The following is a 14480-nucleotide window of genomic DNA, read 5'->3' on the forward strand; positions in this document are numbered from 1 at the left end:
CGGAAAGCCCCCCGCCGTCGCCGGGCCGCCAGGCCCGGCAAACCTCTCGCGTCGGGCCGCCAGGCCCGGCCATAGCCCCCGGGCCGTCAGCCCCAAGGCATCACTTCTGCTGCGGCGCGTACCAGCTCGCCAGGCCCTTCTGCAGCCGCTCGGCGGCGGCTTCCGGCGTCTCGCTGCCATTTATGACATTGGCCGAGGCGGTCCAGGTCTCGTTCTCCAGGTTCGGCGTGCCGCGCGACAGGATCTGGTAGGTCGAGCGGATGGTGGGCTCGCAGCTCTCGCGCCAGGAGACGAATTCCTTGGCCAGCGGATCGGCCATCTCGACCGGCGCCGCGTTCAGCGAGAAGAAGCCCGGCAGCGCATTGGCGTAAAGCGTGGCGAATTCCGACGAGGCCACCCATTCCAGGAATTTCTTCGCCTCTTCCGGATGCTTGGTCGCCGCGTTCATGCCCAGCGCGATATCGGTATGGTCGCTGATATAGCATTTGTCGCCCTCGGCCGGGACCGGGGGCGGAAAGGCGCCCATCTCGAAGGCGCCGCCGATCTGCGGGCCGAAGACGCCGATCTCCCAGGACCCGGCCGGATAGATCGCGGCGCGGCCCAGGGTGAACAGGTTCTGGCTGTCGGGATAGGTCTGGGCCTCGAACCCGTCGCCCAGGTAGTCCTTCCATTTCGCCAGCTGGCGGAAGGGCGCCACCCAAGGCTCATCGGTCAGGCTCGAGGTGCCGGCGATCAGCGCCTTGCGGCCTTCCTCGCCCTTCCAGTAGTTCGGGCCGATGTTCTGATAGCCCATGGTGGCGGCTTCCCACTGGTCGGTGGTGCCCATCGCCATCGGGATATAGGTGCCGTCGGCCTTGATCTTCTCCAGCACGGCGAAGAACTCGGCCTCGGTCTTGGGCGGGGTCAGGCCCAGTTCGTCGAAGGCGGTCTTGTTGTAGATGAAGCCGTGGATCACCGAGGCCATCGGCACGCAGAAGGTCTTGGCCGCGTCATCGGTCTGCCAGGCCGATTTCGCCACATCCGAGAAATTCGCCATGCCGGCCAGCCCGCTCAGATCGGCCAGCTTGCCCTTGTTGAACAGCTCCAGCGAGGCGTCGAAGGGCCGGCAGGTGATCAGGTCGCCCGCCGAGCCGGCATCCAGCTTGGAATTCAGCACCGCATTGTATTCCGGCGGCGCCGAGGGCGCGAAATCGATCTTGATGCCGGGGTTCGCGGCCTCGAAGGCGGGGATGATCTTTTCCTGCCAGATCGACAGGTCGTCGTTGCGCCAGCTTTCGACGGTCAGCGTCACATCCTGGGCCCAGGCGGTGCCGCCCAGCAGCGTGCTGGCCAGCAGCGCGCCTTTCAGAACGGTGGGGCGGATGGTCTTGGTCATGGTCTCTCTCCCGTGTTGGGGGTCTCGTCTGTCGCGGACCCGTCTTGCCTTCAGATCAGCGGCGCCAGGTGGCCGCCATTCTCGCGCAGCGCCGCCTCGGCCGCCGCGGGGGCCATGCCCCGGGCGACCAGGATCGCGGGCTTCACCGCCCCCGCGGTCGCGCGCAGCGCCGCCTCGGCCTCGTCCCGGCCGACCCGAGCCAGGGCCGCGACGATGCGGGCGGCGCGGTCGACCAGCTTGATGTTGTCGGCCACGACATTGACCATATAGCCGTCATGGACATGGCCCAGCCGGATGCCGACCAGCGAGGACAGCATGTTCAGCGCCACTTTCTGCGCCGTCGCCGCCCCCATCCGGGTCGAGCCCGAGACCACCTCGGCCCCGGTCGCGATCAGCACCGGGATATCCGCCAGTTCGAGCAGCGCCGCGCCCGGCACATTGGCGAGACCCGCGACCGTCACCCCGCGCTCGCGCGCGGCCCGCGCGACGGTCAGCGCATAGGGCGTCCGCCCCGAGGCCGAGAGGCACAGCAGCGTGTCCCCCGCCCCCAGCCCGGCACGATCCAGATCGGCCAGCGCCAGCGCGGGGTCGTCCTCGACGCTGCCCTTCATGTGCAAGAGCGCTGCGGCGCCGCCGGCGAACAGCATCGGCGTGCGCTCGGGCGCGATGCCGAAGGTGCCGGCCAGCTCCAGGCAATCGGCCAGCGCCATTAGCCCGGACGAGCCCGCACCGGCATAGCCGAGCCTGCCGCCCGCACCCAGCGAAGCCGCCGCCGCATCGGCGGCGCGCGCCAGGGCCGGGATCGCGTCCCGCACCGCCTGCACCGCCTCGGCCTGCGCATCCAGCAGCAGCGCCAGCGCCTCGGCCGCCGGCCGGGCGTGCAGACCTGCGGATGATGGATGCCGTGCCTCGGTCGCCGATGCGGTCATGTGATTCCCCCTGTTCGCTCAATAAAGCCAAAACAATACCAATTGTAAACCCCCTTGCTGAATACAGCGATAAAAGCGCATTTTTACCGGGATTTTCAGTTTCCTCTTCCCATCTGGTATTGTTTTGGTATGGTGCAGCCAAAGGGAGTCGCCATGACGTATTTTCTGGGCATAGACGGGGGAGGCACCGGCTGCCGCGCCGCCATCGCGGATGCCTCGGGCCGGATCATCGGCCAGGGTGCCGGCGGCCCCGCCAATATCTCGATCGAGACCGAGGGCGCCTGCGCCAATATCCTGGCCGCCACCCGCGCCGCGCTGGATCAGGCCGGCCAGGGCCACCTGGACCAGCTGACGGCGGTGCTGGGCCTGGCCGGGGCCAATGTCACCGCCTCGGCCCGGCGCTTGCAGGCGATGCTGCCGTTCCGCCGCACGCGAATCGTCACCGATGCGGTGACGGCGGCGGTGGGGGCGCTGGGGACGGCCGACGGCATCGTCGCGGCCATGGGCACCGGCTCGGTCTTCGCGGTGCAGGCCGGCGGCAGGATGCGGCAATATGGCGGGCGCGGCTTCCTTCTGGGCGACGAGGGCAGCGGCGCGGTGCTGGGCCGGGCGCTGCTGGCCGAGGCGCTGCGGGCCGAGGACGGATTCGCGCCGATGACGCCGCTGTTGCAGGCGGTGCTGGACGAGCTGGGCGGCATCGAGGGCGTGATCTCTTTCGGCCTGCGCGCCCGGCCGGCGGAATTCGGCGGTTTCGCGCCCCGCATCGTCGCCGGCACCGACCCGGCGGCCGAGCGCATCATGACCGCCGCCGTGACCGAGATCGGCGGGATGATCGACAGGCTGCAGGCCGGGCGCGGCCTGCCGGTGGTGTTCCTGGGCGGGCTGGGCGCGCATTACGCCCAGCGGCTCTCCGGGCGCTGGCCGATGCCGGCGCCGCTGGGCTCGGGGCTGGACGGGGCGCTGCTGCTGGCCCGGCAGGAGGCATGATGGGCGAGATCTTCACCCCCCGCGCCTTCGAGGAAGCCGGCAGCGGCCCGCTTTACCTGCAATTGCAGCGGCTGATCGCCGAGGCCATCGCCCAGGGCCGCCTGCAGCCCGGCGACAGCCTGCCGCCGGAACGCGAGCTGGCGGCGATGACCGGCCTGTCGCGCGTCACCGTCAGGAAGGGCGTGGCGGAACTGGTCGCCTCGGGGCAGCTGGTCCAGAAGCGCGGCTCGGGCACCTTCGTCGCGCCGCGGGTCGAGAAGCTGGAACAGGCGCTGTCGCTGCTGACCTCGTTCACCGAGGACATGGCGCGGCGCGGCCGCAGCGTCGAAAGCCGCTGGATCGCGCGCGGCTTGCACGCCCCCGCCCCCGAAGAGGTCATGGCGCTGGGACTGGGCGTCGGCGAAAAGGTCGCGCGGCTGGAACGGGTGCGTTCCTCCGACGGGGTGCCCCTGGCCATCGAGCGCGCCTCGCTGCCGCAGGCGATCCTGCCCGACCCGGCGGGCGTCGACGCCTCGCTTTACGCGGTGCTGGAATCGCGCGGCATGCGGCCGGTCAGGGCGGTGCAGCGCATCTCGGCCGCGAACCTGGGCGCCAAGGACGCGGAGCTGCTGGGCGTGGTGCCCGGCGTCGCCGGCCTGCGCATCGAGCGCATCTCCTACCTGCCTTCGGGCCAGGTCGTCGAATTCACCCGATCGCTGTATCGCGGCGACGCCTATGATTTCGCCGTGGAACTCAAGCTAGCCCCCGAGGGCGAAAGGAGCTCAGGATGAGCCAGACCCACATGGCCCGCGAAGTGGCCGAGATCCCCGAAGCCGCCGCGCGCTTCCTGTCGCTGTCGCGCGACGCGGTGCTGGAGGCAGCCGATGCCGTGCGCCGCCGCGACCCCGACCTGGTGGTCACCGTCGCGCGCGGCTCGTCCGACCATGCCGCGACCTATATCAAATATGCGGTGGAGCTGCTGGCCGGGATCCCGGTCGCCTCGGTCGGGCCCTCGATCGCCTCGATCTATCGCCGGCCGCTGCGGCTGGGGGGAACGGCCTGCCTGGGGATCTCGCAATCCGGCCGCAGCCCGGACGGGGTCGAGATGATGCGCAGCGCGGCGATGAGCGGGGCGCTGACAATCGCCGTGACCAATGATCCCGAAAGCCCGATGGCGCGGTCGTCGGTGCATTGCCTGCCCCTGCAGGCGGGCGAGGAAAAAAGCGTGGCCGCGACCAAGACCTTCGTCTGCTCGGTGCTGGCCTTGCTGTCGCTGCTGGCGGAATCGCGCGAGGACAACGCGCTGCGCGACGCCGTCGCCGCCCTGCCCGAGGCGCTGGGCCAGGCGGTGGCGCTGGACTGGTCGCCGATGTCGGCGCGGCTGGCGCGGGCCAATTCCGCCTTCGTGCTGGGCCGCGGCCCGGGCTTCGCCATCGCCTGCGAGGCGGCGCTGAAGTTCAAGGAGACCTGCGGCATCCATGCCGAGGCCTATTCCGCCGCCGAGGTGCTGCACGGCCCCGCCGCCATCGTGCAGGCGAATTTCCCGGTCTTCGTGCTGGGGATGCCGGACGCCGCCCTGCCGCATGTGGTCTCGACCGCCGAGCGGCTGGTGGCGCAGGGCGCCGATGTCTTCATCACCGGCGCCGAGGTCGAGGGCGCGACGACCCTGCCGCTGGTCGAGGGCCTGCACCCGCTGGTGGCGCCGCTGGTCGCCATCGCGGGCTTTTACGCCTTCATCGAGGAATTGGCGCGGCGGCGCGGCTTCGATCCCGACACGCCGCCGCATCTGCGCAAGGTGACGGAGACGGTATGATGCAAGTCCTGACCGGCGCGCGCATCTTCGACGGCGCCCGCTTCCTCGACGGCCATGCGCTGGTGATCGAGGGCGACGTGATCGCCGCGATCCTGCCCGAATCCGAGGCGCCGGCGCAGGGCCGCCGCGCGGTGGACGGCATCCTGGCCCCGGGTTTTCTGGACCTGCAGGTGAACGGCGGCGGCGGGCTCATGGTCGACGGCGCGACCGACCTGGCGGCGCTGCGCCAGATCTGCGCCGCGCATCGCGGCCTTGGCACGGCGGGGGTGCTGCCGACGCTGATCACCGACACGGCGCAGGCGACGGCGCAGGTCGTCGCCGCCGGCATCGCCGCGACCGATGCGCAGGTGCCGGGCTTTCTGGGCCTGCATCTGGAAGGGCCGCATCTGGACCCGCGCCGCAAGGGCGCGCATGATCCAGGCCTGATCCGGCCGATGGGTGACGATGATCTGGCGCGGCTCTGCGAGGCGGCGCGGCGGCTGCCGGCGCTGATGGTCACGCTGGCGCCCGAGGCCGCGACGCCGCAGCAGATCGCGGCGCTGACCGGCGCCGGGGCCGTGGTCAGCCTGGGACACAGCGATTGCGATTACGACACCGCCCGGGCGGCGCTGGCCGCCGGGGCGCGCTGCGTCACGCATCTGTTCAACGCCATGAGCCAGATCGGCCACCGCGCCCCGGGGCTGGCCGGCGCGGTGCTGTCGGGCGATGCCGGCGCCGGGCTGATCGCCGACGGCATCCATGTGCATCCGGCGGTGATGCGGCTGGCGCTGGCCGCGCGGCCCGAGGGCATCTTTCTGGTCAGCGATTGCATGGCCTTTGCCGGCACCGCGCTGACCGAGATGCAGCTGGGCGGCCGGCAGGTGCTGCGCCGCGACGGGCGGCTGACGCTGGCCGACGGCACGCTGGCCGGCGCCGACCTGAGCCTGCCGCAGGCCGTGGCCAACCTGGTGCATGAGGTCGGCATCGCGCCGGAACGGGCGCTGGCCATGGCCAGCTCGGTTCCGGCGGCGCTGATCGGCTTGCAGGACAGCCATGGCGCGCTGGCGCCGGGCCGGCGGGCCGAGATCGTGCTGCTGGGCCGGGATTTCGCGCTGCGGGAAAGCTGGCTCTAGCCGGTCTCGTAAAGCTCCAGCGGCAGGCCGTCGGGGTCCTGGAAGAAGGTGAAGCGCCGGCCTGTGTATTCGTCCACGCGGACCGGCTCGACCGCGACGCCCTGCGCCTGAAGATGCCGCAGGGCCGCGTCCATGTCGGCGGTGGCGAAGGCCAGGTGGCGCAGCCCCCGCGCCTCGGGCGCCGAGGGGCGCGGCGGCGGCGCGGGAAAGGAAAACAGCTCGATCCGGCTGCCGTCCGGCAGCGCCAGGTCCAGCTTCCAGGATTGCCGCGCGGCCCGGTGGTTTTCGGCCAGCACGGCAAGCCCCAGCACCCGCGTGTAGAAATCGCGCGAGACGGCATAATCCGAACAGATGATCGCCACGTGATGGATGCCGGCCAGGACCATGGCCGCGATGCTAGCAGCCCGCGGGCGCGCCGGGCAATCATAATTTTAAGTTATCATAATGATTGATAAATATAAATTCTCATGATGCAAAAACCTGCTAGAACAAGCGCAGGAAATACGCGCGAGCGTCTCGGCAAGGAGAGCCAGCATGGACGGAAACAACATCGCAACCACCGGGAAATGCCCGGTCATGCATGGCGGCAACACCGCCCTGGGCAGTTCGGTCACCGCCTGGTGGCCCAATGCGCTGAACCTGGACATCCTGCACCAGCATGACAGCAAGTCGAATCCGCTGGGCCCCGACTTCAACTATCGCGAGGCGCTGAAGACGCTGGACGTCGAGGCGCTGCGGGCCGACCTGCGGGCGCTGATGACCGACAGCCAGGACTGGTGGCCGGCCGATTACGGCAGCTATGTCGGCATGTTCGCCCGCACCGCCTGGCACGCGGCGGGCTCCTATCGCACCTCGGACGGCCGCGGCGGCGCCAACTCCGGCAACCAGCGTTTCGCGCCGCTGAACAGCTGGCCCGACAACGTCAACACCGACAAGGGCCGCCGCCTGCTGTGGCCGATCAAGAAGAAATACGGCAACAAGATCAGCTGGGCCGACCTGATCGTGCTGGCGGGCACCGTCGCCTATGAGGTCGCGGGGCTCAAGACCTATGGTTTCGCCTTCGGCCGCGAGGACATCTGGGCGCCCGAGAAGGACACCTATTGGGGCGAGGAAAAGGAATGGCTCGCGCCCAGCGACAGCCGCTATGGCGATGTGGGCGATGCGAAAAGCCTGGTGAACCCGCTGGCCGCGGTGCAGATGGGCCTGATCTACGTCAACCCCGAGGGGGTGAACGGCCGCTCGGACCCGCAGGCCACCGCCAACATGATGCGCGAGACCTTTGCCCGCATGGGCATGAATGACGAGGAAACCGTCGCCCTGACCGCCGGCGGCCATACCGTCGGCAAATGCCACGGCAACGGCAATGCCACCGACCTGAGCCCGGACCCGGAAACCGCCGGTCCCGAGTTCCAGGGCCTGGGCTGGATGAACACCAAGGGCCGCGGCATCGGCCGCAATACCGTCGTCTCGGGGCTGGAGGGCGCCTGGACCACGCACCCGACGCAATGGGACAACGGCTTCTTCCAGATGCTGTTCAAGCATGAATGGACGCTGACCCACAGCCCGGCCGGCGCCTCGCAATGGCAGCCGATCAGCATCGCCGAAGAGGACATGCCGGTCGATGTCGAGGATCCCTCGATCCGCCGCATGCCGATGATGACCGACGCCGACATGGCGCTGAAGGTTGATCCGGTCTATCGCGAGATCTCGCTGCGCTTCATGAACGATTTCGAGGCCTTCAGCGACGCCTTCGCCCGCGGCTGGTTCAAGCTGACCCACCGCGACATGGGGCCGAAATCGCGCTACCTGGGCCCCTGGGTGCCGGCCGAGGACCTGACCTGGCAGGACCCGATCCCCGCCGGCCGCAGCGACTATGACGTGGCGGCGGTCAAGGTGCGCATCGCGGCCTCGGGGCTGTCCACCGCCGATCTGGTAGCGACGGCCTGGGACAGCGCCCGGACCTATCGCGGCTCGGACATGCGCGGCGGCGCCAATGGCGCACGCATCCGCCTGGCCCCGCAGAAGGACTGGGAGGGCAACGAGCCGCCGCGCCTGGCGCGGGTGCTTTCGGTGCTGGAGCCCATCGCGGCGGAAAGCGGCGCGAGCCTTGCCGACGTGATCGTGCTGGGCGGCAACCTGGGCGTCGAGCAGGCGGCACGGGCCGCGGGCTTCGAGTTGGACCTGCCCTTCTCGCCCGGTCGCGGCGATGCCACGGCGGAACAGACCGACGTCGAGTCCTTCGACGTGCTGGAGCCCCTGGCCGACGGTTTCCGCAACTGGCTGAAGCAGGATTACGTCGTCTCGCCCGAGGAGATGCTGCTGGACCGCGCCCAGCTCATGGGCCTGACCGCGCCCGAGATGACGGCGCTGGTCGGCGGGTTGCGGGTCATCGGCGCCAATTATGGCGGCAGCAAGCATGGCGTCTTCACCGACCGCGAGGGCGCGCTGACGAACGACTTCTTCGTCACCCTGACCGACATGGGCAACGCCTGGGTGCCGGCCAGCAAGGATCACTACGAGATCCGCGACCGCAAGACCGGCGAGGTCAAGCATACCGCGACCCGGGTCGACCTGGTCTTCGGCTCGAACGCGATCCTGCGCGCCTATGCCGAGGTCTATGCCCAGGACGACAATGCCGCGAAGTTCGTCCGCGACTTCGGGGCCGCCTGGACCAAGGTCATGAACGCCGACCGGTTCGACCTGAAACAGTAAAACGCGCGAAGGTAACGAGTATCGGGGGCCGGTTCGCCGGCCCCTTTTTCATGCGGGGGCAGCTAGCGGCCCATCAGCCGGGCCATGTCCAGCATCCGCGTGGAAAAGCCCCATTCGTTGTCATACCAGCCGAAGACCCGCGTCAGCCCGCCCGCGACCGAGGTCTCGGGCCCGCAGATCACGATCGACTCGGGCCGCGCCCGCAGGTCGCAGGACACCAGCGGCTTCTCGGTCCAGCCGAAGACCGGCGAGGTCCGCGCCGCCTCTTGCAGCAGCGCATTCACCGCCGCGACCTCGGTGGGCTTCTCGCTGGCGAAGGTCAGGTCGATGCAGGAGACGCTGGCGGTCGGCACCCGGATGGCGCGGGCCGCGACCCGGCCGGCCAGATGCGGCAGCACCGTGCCGATCAGCCGCCCGGCGCTGGTCGTGGTCGGCACCATCGACAGCGCCGCCGCCCGCGACCGCGCCGCATCGCCGCGCGGCTTGTCCACCGTCGGCTGGCTGCCGGTATAGCAATGCACCGTGGTCATCTGCCCCGAGACGATGCCGAAGCCCTGGTCCAGCACCCGCAGCAGCGGCGCCAGCGCATTGGTGGTGCAGGAGGCGTTCGAGACGATCTTCTGCCCGGCCAGCTTTTCGTCATTGGCGCCGATCACGATGGTCGCGTCGGCCTGATCCGAAGGCCCCGAGATCAGCACCCGGCCGGCCCCGGCCTGCAAGCCGCGCTCGACCACCGCGCGCGAGCCGGTCATGCCGGTGCATTCCAGCACGATATCGACGCCCGACAGGTCCAGTTGCCGCAGGTCCGGCGCGGAATGGAACGGGATCGCGCGGCCATCGACGACCAGCGCCCCGTCCCGCGCCGCCACCGTGCCGCGCCACGGCCCGAAGACGCTGTCATATTCGAAGAGATAGGCGCAATTCTCCAGCGGCTCGATGTCGTTGATCAGCACGAGGTCCAGGTCCTCGTAGCCGCCCTGCGCCCAGATCCGCAGGATCGAGCGGCCGATGCGGCCAAATCCGTTCAGCGCCAGCCGCAGCTTTGCCTCGGTCACGTTCCCCTCCCCCGCGCATCGCCGCGCTGTCCTGCCCGCATCCATGCCGGGACGGCGGGACGGGATCAAGGCCCCTCGCACGGGCGCGCGGGCGTTCGGGATCGGGATGGCTGGTAGGCCCGGAGGGCAAGATGCCACGCAAGGATCTCAGCACCTTGCACTAGTGAACCGAAAGAACGTCACCATTGAAAAGGCTTGTGAAAACCGGCCTGCGGTGAACCTGTCGGACATTGAGGAATCCGACAACCTCGGTGCGCTGGCGGGCGCAACCGAGGCCAAAGTCGAAAAGTTTTGGGAACGGTTCGATTCTAACGTAAAGCGCCAGGCTGGCGCAAGCCGGATCATCGAGGCGGTGCTGTCCTGTGACCCCGAGGACCGCGTGCTGTTCCTCGAAACCATCCTAGACCAGATCCGCCCCGGCTGGCCCAAGTCGTTCAACATCGACGTGATGGAGGAAGCGGGCTGGTGGGCCGACAGCGCCACGACTCCCGAGCGCAAGGCTTACATGCTGGCCTGCTATCGTCGCCTGTCGCGCACCGACAAAGAGGCGTTCCTGACCTACATCACCGGGAGGGCTGCGGCATGACCGTGATGCAGCGCAACGATTTCTCGGAGATGGCCGACTTGGACCGCAAGCACACGCAAGCGGCGGGGCCGCGCTTCAACCACAACTTGGCTGGCCGGGCGCTGGATCTGTCGGGTGCAATCCGCCCGCTGCACAAGATCAAGCCGGTGCTGAAATCCCGCTATCTGGTCAAGGGCTGGCTCGACCGTGGCGCGTCCAGCGTGATCTATGGCGAAAGCAACGTGGGCAAGACCTTCTTTGCCCTGGACCTGGCCTTGCATGTCGCAGCGGGCGAGGAATGGCACGGCAGCCGTGTTCCGACCGGCGAGAAGTGGGCCGGGCCGGTGATCTATGTCGCCTGCGAGGGCGGCAGCGGGATCAATAACCGGATCGAGGCCATGCGCCGGGCCAAGCCCGAACTGATGGAGCGGATCGAGGAAAACGGCGATTTCTGCCTGCTGTCGGCACCGCTGGACCTCTGCACGTCCGAGGATGCCAGCTATCTGATCGACGCGATCCGCGAGGACTTCGACCAGATGCCCAGCCTGATCGTGGTGGACACGCTGGCCCGCACCATGGGGGCGGGCGACGAGAACACCGCCAAGGACATGGGCATGTTCATCAAGAGCATCGACCTGTTGCGCGAGGCGACCGGGGCGCATGTCATGGTGATCCACCACAGCGGCAAGGACGCCAGCAAGGGCGCGCGCGGCTCTGGCAGCCTGCGGGCCGCTGTCGATACCGAGATCGAACTGACCCGCACCGACGACGTGGTGACGGCCGAGGCGCGCAAGCAGCGGGATATGCCCTGCGACGGCGTGTTCGCCTATCGGCTCAAGGGCGTGTTCCTCGGCCATGACGAGGACGGCGACAAGGTAACTTCGGCTGTCGTGGATGCGACCGAGGCCCCGGCCAAGCGCGTGAAGCTGACCGGCTCCGATAAGATCGCCCTGCAAGCCCTGTCCGACGCCATCGCGCAGCACGGCAAGGTGATGCTCAGCGATATGTTCCCGGCTAACCGCGAGGTCGTGTCGCTAGAGAACTGGCGCGACATGTGCGACCGCCATTCGCTTTCGGCTGGGGACAGCCCGACGAGCAAGAGGACCGCGTTCCACAAGGCCAAGACCCGCCTGCAAGACAAGGAACAGGTGCGGATTGTGGACGGCTATGCCTGGCGTGTCGTTGCGGGCGACGAGCGTTCCCACCGTTCCCAGACCGTTCCCGAGAACACCGGGAACGCAGGTCAAGCCACCGTTCCCACCGTTCCCGCGCTCTATAGGAGCGGGAACGCAGGGAACGCAGACCCCGGCCAGGAACATAGGCCAGCTTCTCGGCTGCCTGATCCCGACGCATTCGACCCGGAGGCATGGGCATGAGCAAGTCAGTTGAGAACCATTCGCATCTAGGATATATTGTTGCCATGCACATCACCCGCACGCCCCTCTCGACCGACGATCCGTTCATCCTGGACGATGTGAAGCTGCACGCCCGCGTGTCGTTTGACGACGACGATCCCGACCTGGTGCTGATGGCCCGGACGGCGGCGCGCGAGATCGAGGCGCATTGCGCGCTGGCGCTGATGACCCAGATCATCACCGTCACCTTCACCGAATGGGGATGCGTGGTTCCTCTGCCCATTGGCCCGCTGGACGTGGTGGCGCTGGACGATCACCCGATCACCGTGCAGACCCGTGAGGCGGATGGCTCGCTCGTCTCATGGCCGCAAGGCTGGTGGGTGGATGCCGGGCGCTATCCCGTGCTGCACCTGACCGATCGGCAGTTCATGGACGGCACGGCGCTTGTCGTGACCTATCCGGCGGGCTTCGGCTCGGCTGCGACCAGCATCCCCGAGGATCTGCAACACGCGATCAACGACCAGGCGGCGGCGTTCTATGACCAGCGCGGGGCCGAGGATGGCAAGCAGGGGCTATCGCTGGCCGCGTCCCGCATCGCAGCGCGTCACCGCAGGGTGGCCGTGGCATGACCGAGGCGGCAACCAGGGCGAAGGGGCGCAAGGGCCGGTCGGGGACTGGTCCCAATGCCCAGGTTTCGATTGGGGCGGTGGACCGGCGGCGGAGTGTTCCGCTCTCTTTCCCGACCCCCGAAAAGGCCGATCTGGCGATTGAGTTTCTGGAAACCCTGAAAATTCCGGAAGGGAAAAAGGCCGGTGAGCCGCTGCGGCTGGCCGAGTTCCAGAAGCGTTTCGTGCGCGGCGCGATGGCGGATGGCGTCATGGTGGCCTGTCTCTCCATTGGCCGGGGCAATGCCAAGACCGCGCTGTCGGCGGGGCTGGCGCTCGGCGCGCTCAAGGGCATCTGGGACGATCAGCCCAAGCGCGAGATCCTCTTTGCCGCCCGGAACCGCGATCAGGCCAAGACCGCGTTCCAGTTCCTTGTCGGCTTCATCGAGGGACTGCCCGAGGAAGAACAAGAGCTGTTCCTGATCCGGCGCGGCTCCAAGCTGGAAGTCGAATACAGCGGCAACGGCGGCGGGCTGGCTCGCTGTATCGCAGCAGATGGCAAGTCGATCCTCGGCGGCGCTCCGACGCTGGCGCTGATGGATGAACGGGCGGCGTGGGAACGCGAAAAGGGCGACAACCTCGAAAACGCCATTCTCTCGGGCCTCGGCAAGCGTGATGGCCGGGCGCTGATTATCTCGACCTCTGCCCCGGACGACGCGAACACCTTTTCCCGCTGGCTGGATGAACCCCCGCCCGGCACCTATGTGCAGGAACATCGGCCAGCCTTTGGCCTGCCTGCCGACGATCTGGAAAGCCTGCTGCAAGCCAACCCCGGCGCGCCCGAGGGCATCGGCTCCACGGCGGAATGGCTGGTGGCACAGGCCAAGCGGGCGATTGCGCGCGGCGGCTCGGCGCTGTCCAGCTTCCGCAACCTGAACCGGAACGAGCGGGTTTCGACCGAGGATCGTTCGGTTCTGGTGACGGTGGACGAATGGCTCTCTGCCGAGGTGAACCCCGATCAGCTTCCCGCGCGCGAAGGGCCGTGCATCCTTGGCGTGGATCTGGGCGGCTCTCGCTCCATGTCGGCAGCGGCGTTCTACTGGCCCGACACGGGCCGTCTTGAGGCTCTGGGCACTTTCCCCAGCACCCCGTCGCTTGCCGACCGTGGGGCCGCTGATGGCGTCTCCGACCGCTACACCGAGATGCAGGAACGCGGCGAGCTGTCCGTCATGGGCGATGCGACGGTTCCGCCCGGCCCGTGGCTGGCCGAGATCGTCAAGAAGCTGGACGGCATCACCCCGGCTTGCATCTGCGGCGACCGCTTCCGCCATGCCGAGTTCATCGAGGCGATGGAAAAGGCCGGGCTGGCCCGCGTCCCGTTCATCTGGCGCGGCTTCGGCTGGAAAGACGGCTCCGAGGATATTGAACGCTTCCGGCGCGCGCTGTTCGACGGCGAGGTGAAATGCACCGCGTCCCTGCTGCTGCGCTCGGCCTTCTCCGACGCAATCGTTCTGCTGGACCCGGCCATGAACGCCAAGCTGGCGAAGGGCCGCAGCCTCGGGCGCATCGACGCGGCAGCGGCGACCGTGCTGGCGGTGGCGCAGGGGCAGCGCATGAAGGCGGCACCGATCCGCAAGGCGAGGCTGGCATGGGCGTGACGCGCGACGAATGGCGGCGGTTCTCTCGGCCCGTCCTGAAAACCAAACGCTGGCAGGTGCTGCGGCAGATCGTGCTGGAACGGGACGGCTGGGCTTGCGTGGACTGCGGCACCCGCAAGGGGCGGCTGGAAATCGACCATGTGAAGCCGGTTCGCAGCAATCCCGAGCTGTCCTTTGACCCGGCGAATTGCGCCGTCCGGTGCAGTTCCTGCCACACGAAAAAGACCCGGATCGAGTGCGGGCACCCCGCGCCGATCATCACGCCCGAGCGATCCGCCTGGGCGAAAGCTGTTGCCGATCTGGCGACAAATCCCAACCCGGCAACATGAGGTATC

General features: G+C 68.5%; 14 protein-coding genes. 10 read left to right on the forward strand and 4 right to left on the reverse strand.

From position 1 onward, the window contains the following. Positions 1 to 100 precede the first annotated feature (100 nt). Positions 101 to 1375: an ABC transporter substrate-binding protein gene (locus E3D03_RS05160; protein ID WP_263566087.1), complete on the reverse strand. Its 1275-nt coding sequence runs from the start codon at positions 1373 to 1375 to the stop codon at positions 101 to 103. Between the two features lie 50 nt (positions 1376 to 1425). Further along, positions 1426 to 2304: an N-acetylmuramic acid 6-phosphate etherase gene (locus tag E3D03_RS05165; RefSeq protein ID WP_263566088.1), complete on the reverse strand. Its 879-nt coding sequence runs from the start codon at positions 2302 to 2304 to the stop codon at positions 1426 to 1428. Positions 2305 to 2457: 153 nt separating this feature from the next. Between E3D03_RS05165 and E3D03_RS05170 the strand changes: the two genes are divergently transcribed. From E3D03_RS05170 to nagA, 4 genes are read left to right on the forward strand one after another with little or no spacing between them, the layout of a single operon-like run. Then, complete coding sequence (locus E3D03_RS05170; RefSeq protein WP_263566089.1) at positions 2458 to 3291, forward strand: BadF/BadG/BcrA/BcrD ATPase family protein; 834 nt, start codon at positions 2458 to 2460, stop codon at positions 3289 to 3291. Further along, complete coding sequence (locus E3D03_RS05175; RefSeq protein ID WP_263566090.1) at positions 3291 to 4061, forward strand: GntR family transcriptional regulator; 771 nt, start codon at positions 3291 to 3293, stop codon at positions 4059 to 4061. Before E3D03_RS05170 ends, E3D03_RS05175 begins: the two co-directional genes overlap by 1 nt. Then, positions 4058 to 5083 (forward strand): SIS domain-containing protein, encoded by a 1026-nt coding sequence (locus E3D03_RS05180; protein ID WP_263566091.1) that lies wholly within the window; start codon positions 4058 to 4060, stop codon positions 5081 to 5083. Before E3D03_RS05175 ends, E3D03_RS05180 begins: the two co-directional genes overlap by 4 nt. Then, positions 5080 to 6195: an N-acetylglucosamine-6-phosphate deacetylase gene (nagA, locus tag E3D03_RS05185; RefSeq protein WP_263566092.1), complete on the forward strand. Its 1116-nt coding sequence runs from the start codon at positions 5080 to 5082 to the stop codon at positions 6193 to 6195. The genes E3D03_RS05180 and nagA overlap by 4 nt, the downstream gene beginning before the upstream one ends. On the opposite strand, the gene E3D03_RS05190 is transcribed toward nagA, so the two are convergent. Then, a complete protein-coding gene (locus tag E3D03_RS05190; RefSeq protein ID WP_263566093.1) occupies positions 6192 to 6581 on the reverse strand; it encodes a VOC family protein in 390 nt (129 codons plus the stop codon). The genes nagA and E3D03_RS05190 overlap by 4 nt on opposite strands. A gap of 148 nt (positions 6582 to 6729) precedes the next feature. On the opposite strand from E3D03_RS05190, the gene katG reads away from it, so the two are divergent. Further along, on the forward strand, positions 6730 to 8907 hold the full coding sequence (gene katG, locus E3D03_RS05195) for a catalase/peroxidase HPI (RefSeq protein WP_263566094.1): 2178 nt from the start codon (positions 6730 to 6732) through the stop codon (positions 8905 to 8907). A 62-nt stretch (positions 8908 to 8969) separates the two neighbouring features. Here katG and E3D03_RS05200 read toward each other — a convergent pair whose 3' ends face one another. After that, positions 8970 to 9962 carry a type I glyceraldehyde-3-phosphate dehydrogenase gene (locus E3D03_RS05200; protein WP_263566095.1) on the reverse strand — a complete coding sequence of 331 codons (993 nt, stop codon included), beginning with the start codon at positions 9960 to 9962 and terminating at the stop codon, positions 8970 to 8972. Between the two features lie 163 nt (positions 9963 to 10125). On the opposite strand from E3D03_RS05200, the gene E3D03_RS05205 reads away from it, so the two are divergent. From E3D03_RS05205 to E3D03_RS05225, 5 genes are read left to right on the forward strand one after another with little or no spacing between them, the layout of a single operon-like run. Beyond that, positions 10126 to 10548: a hypothetical protein gene (locus E3D03_RS05205; RefSeq protein WP_263566096.1), complete on the forward strand. Its 423-nt coding sequence runs from the start codon at positions 10126 to 10128 to the stop codon at positions 10546 to 10548. Then, complete coding sequence (locus E3D03_RS05210) at positions 10545 to 11903, forward strand: AAA family ATPase (RefSeq protein WP_263566097.1); 1359 nt, start codon at positions 10545 to 10547, stop codon at positions 11901 to 11903. Before E3D03_RS05205 ends, E3D03_RS05210 begins: the two co-directional genes overlap by 4 nt. After that, complete coding sequence (locus E3D03_RS05215; protein WP_263566098.1) at positions 11900 to 12511, forward strand: hypothetical protein; 612 nt, start codon at positions 11900 to 11902, stop codon at positions 12509 to 12511. Before E3D03_RS05210 ends, E3D03_RS05215 begins: the two co-directional genes overlap by 4 nt. Beyond that, positions 12508 to 14145, forward strand: a complete 1638-nt coding sequence (locus E3D03_RS05220; RefSeq protein ID WP_263566099.1) for a terminase large subunit domain-containing protein — start codon at positions 12508 to 12510, stop codon at positions 14143 to 14145. The genes E3D03_RS05215 and E3D03_RS05220 overlap by 4 nt, the downstream gene beginning before the upstream one ends. Beyond that, positions 14136 to 14474: an HNH endonuclease gene (locus E3D03_RS05225; protein WP_263566100.1), complete on the forward strand. Its 339-nt coding sequence runs from the start codon at positions 14136 to 14138 to the stop codon at positions 14472 to 14474. The genes E3D03_RS05220 and E3D03_RS05225 overlap by 10 nt, the downstream gene beginning before the upstream one ends. The last annotated feature ends 6 nt before the right edge of the window (positions 14475 to 14480 follow it).

The organism is Paracoccus sp. DMF (assembly GCF_004407025.1).
Taxonomy (GTDB): domain Bacteria; phylum Pseudomonadota; class Alphaproteobacteria; order Rhodobacterales; family Rhodobacteraceae; genus Paracoccus; species Paracoccus aminovorans_B.

Coding starts and splice junctions, on each gene's coding strand:
- E3D03_RS05215 (WP_263566098.1), top strand. CDS start 11,900: ATGAGCAAGTCAGTTGAGAACCATTCGCATCTAGGATATATTGTTGCC.
- katG (WP_263566094.1), top strand. CDS start 6,730: ATGGACGGAAACAACATCGCAACCACCGGGAAATGCCCGGTCATGCAT.
- E3D03_RS05225 (WP_263566100.1), top strand. CDS start 14,136: ATGGGCGTGACGCGCGACGAATGGCGGCGGTTCTCTCGGCCCGTCCTG.
- E3D03_RS05175 (WP_263566090.1), top strand. CDS start 3,291: ATGGGCGAGATCTTCACCCCCCGCGCCTTCGAGGAAGCCGGCAGCGGC.
- E3D03_RS05190 (WP_263566093.1), bottom strand. CDS start 6,581: ATGGTCCTGGCCGGCATCCATCACGTGGCGATCATCTGTTCGGATTAT.
- E3D03_RS05220 (WP_263566099.1), top strand. CDS start 12,508: ATGACCGAGGCGGCAACCAGGGCGAAGGGGCGCAAGGGCCGGTCGGGG.
- E3D03_RS05165 (WP_263566088.1), bottom strand. CDS start 2,304: ATGACCGCATCGGCGACCGAGGCACGGCATCCATCATCCGCAGGTCTG.
- nagA (WP_263566092.1), top strand. CDS start 5,080: ATGATGCAAGTCCTGACCGGCGCGCGCATCTTCGACGGCGCCCGCTTC.
- E3D03_RS05210 (WP_263566097.1), top strand. CDS start 10,545: ATGACCGTGATGCAGCGCAACGATTTCTCGGAGATGGCCGACTTGGAC.
- E3D03_RS05160 (WP_263566087.1), bottom strand. CDS start 1,375: ATGACCAAGACCATCCGCCCCACCGTTCTGAAAGGCGCGCTGCTGGCC.
- E3D03_RS05180 (WP_263566091.1), top strand. CDS start 4,058: ATGAGCCAGACCCACATGGCCCGCGAAGTGGCCGAGATCCCCGAAGCC.
- E3D03_RS05170 (WP_263566089.1), top strand. CDS start 2,458: ATGACGTATTTTCTGGGCATAGACGGGGGAGGCACCGGCTGCCGCGCC.